This window comes from Aeromonas sp. HMWF015 (genome assembly GCF_963878965.1).
Classification (GTDB): Bacteria; Pseudomonadota; Gammaproteobacteria; order Enterobacterales; family Aeromonadaceae; genus Aeromonas; species Aeromonas veronii.
Genome location: NZ_CAWNZT010000271.1, coordinates 1 through 2176, shown reverse-complemented (window position 1 = coordinate 2176; position 2176 = coordinate 1). Strand labels below are relative to the sequence as shown.

Annotated in this window: 2 protein-coding genes; both read right to left on the bottom strand. The window is 53.3% G+C overall.

The window, feature by feature from the left end; translation table 11 throughout:
* A partial coding sequence (malE, locus tag AACS18_RS14250) for a maltose/maltodextrin ABC transporter substrate-binding protein MalE (protein WP_258228713.1) occupies positions 1 to 889 on the bottom strand: 889 nt, incomplete at its 3' end.
* A gap of 408 nt (positions 890 to 1297) precedes the next feature.
* The coding region (gene yejK / locus AACS18_RS14245; RefSeq protein WP_108612504.1) for a nucleoid-associated protein YejK at positions 1298 to 2176 on the bottom strand (879 nt) is incomplete at its 5' end.

Sequence of the window (2176 nt, the reverse complement as noted above, 5' to 3'; positions counted from 1 at the left end):
CCTTGTTCGGGCTGGCGGCGTTGATGGTGGCACCCAGTACGCCAACGAAGGCTTTGGCCGGCTTGCCGTTCAGGGTCGGCAGCGGCGCTACGCCGTACTTGATGCCGCTCTTGTCCAGGTTGCTCCAGGCCCAAGGACCGTTGATCATCATGGCCACTTCGCCCTTGTTGAACTTGGCGTCCATCACACCGTAGTCGATGCCTTTTTCCAGGTGACCGGACTTGATCATCTCGGAGATGTAGCCCACGCCCATCTTGGCACCTGCGTTGTTCACGCCGGTATCTTTGACGTCATAACCGGTAGCGGTTTTCTTGAAGGCGTAACCACCGTTGGCAGCCACCAGCGGATAGCTGAAGTACGGGGTGTCATAAGCCCACATGATGGCGCGCTTGCCGTTTTTCTTCAGAGTCTCGTCAATCTTGGCGATCTCTTCGAAGGTTTTCGGCGGCTCAGGCAGCAGGTCCTTGTTATAGATCAGGCTGACCGCTTCCATGGCAACCGGGTAGCCATAGGTTTTGCCATCAACAGTCATGGCATCCCATGCCAGCTGTTCAAATTTGCCTTTGGTGGCAGCGTTCGGCGTTACCGGAACCAGCAAACCGGCTTTGACCCACTCACCGTAACGGTCGTGAGCCCAGAAGAAGATGTCCGGGCCGTTGCCAGTGGCGGCGGCTTGCTGGAATTTTACTTCAACCTGATCCGGGTGAGCCACAGTAACCTTGATGCCGGTTTCTGCTTCAAACTTCTTACCCACTTCAGCCAGACCGTTGTATCCCTTGTCACCGTTGATCCAGATGGTCAGCTGGCCTTCATCGATGGCAGCAGTAGCAGAGCAAGCGACGCCAAGAGTGGCCAGACCGATCAGGGATGACAGCAATTTCTTTTTCATGAGCCTTTCCTTGTATTAGTTCCGCGCTGTAAGAGCATTGTGTGCGAGATGAATATTATCCCAAGCGGCAAACGGCTCACATGACGCAACTCGCATTTTTGAAATGCAATTACGTATTTCCTTCCAGAAAGTTTTGAAAACATTTTCTTATTTCAGGGAATTACGGCCATTTATCGGCTTAATTCCAGACAACCACAGAATAATAATTACCAAAATGAAATAAAATTTCATGAGTGAAAGGGTTTTCACCTCAATGAAAACCCTTTCAGATGGTTTATTTTGTTTGATTTGTTAACAAAGTACCGCGCCAGTTTCGAGGTCTGCCCAGGCGCGATAAAAAAAGAGACCCCGCCGGGGCGGAGTCTCTTTTTGCCAGAAATGACGAGTTGATCACACTCGGGAGCATGACTACGGCTGGCGCAGCAGCTGATCCTTGAGATTGGGCGGCACACCCTTGATGGTCAGGGTGTCGGTCTGGGGGTCGTAAAAGATCCGGCTGTTCAACAGCTTCTGCTCAAAGCTCAAAGTCAGGCCGCCGCCGGAGCCAACAAACTTGGTCAAACCACGCAGGGTAGAGCGATCCGCCGGGAAGCGCTCTTCCAGCTCATACTCCTGACCAATAAAGCTGTAAAAATCGAGGTCACCGTCACCAGGCAATTCTGCAGACAGCTCCTTGATTTCGATCTCTTCACCGGCGCTCGCCTGTTCGGTGCAATATTTGAAGACCTGCTTTTTATAGTCATTGCGTTCGGTCGGTTCGAGCTGACGACTGTCGCAATAATCTTCGACCGCCTGTAGCAAGCCTTTATTTTGTACCTTGGCATCCATGCCCTCGCGGGCACCCAGCAGATCCATAAAGAAATCGCCCAGTTTGCGACCAATGCGCCCCTTGCTGAAGGTGATATAGCGGCGTGAATCGGCCTGAGTTTTCCATTCGGTCAAATCAATGCGGGCCACCAGATTGAGTTTGCCGATATCCAGATACTGGATATGGCGCAATTCCAGCGCTTCGCTGACGGTGACGCTCTCCTTGCCCTCCAGCAGGGCAATCAGCAGATAATCGACCCCGACATAATTGTATTTGGCAAACAGCAGCACCCCTTGCTCATCGAGGGCGTGCTCCACCAGCTGCTTGACCAGCATCTGGGTCACGGTGACCGAGAAGGGGACGAATTCGGTCTGCTCGTCGAGCAGCTGTTCGAGGGCAATACGAAACGCGGGTGAAGGCTGCTTGGGAGCATCGATGCCGTCGGCCAGCTCGGCGACGGCGGCCTCGGGGTCGGCAAA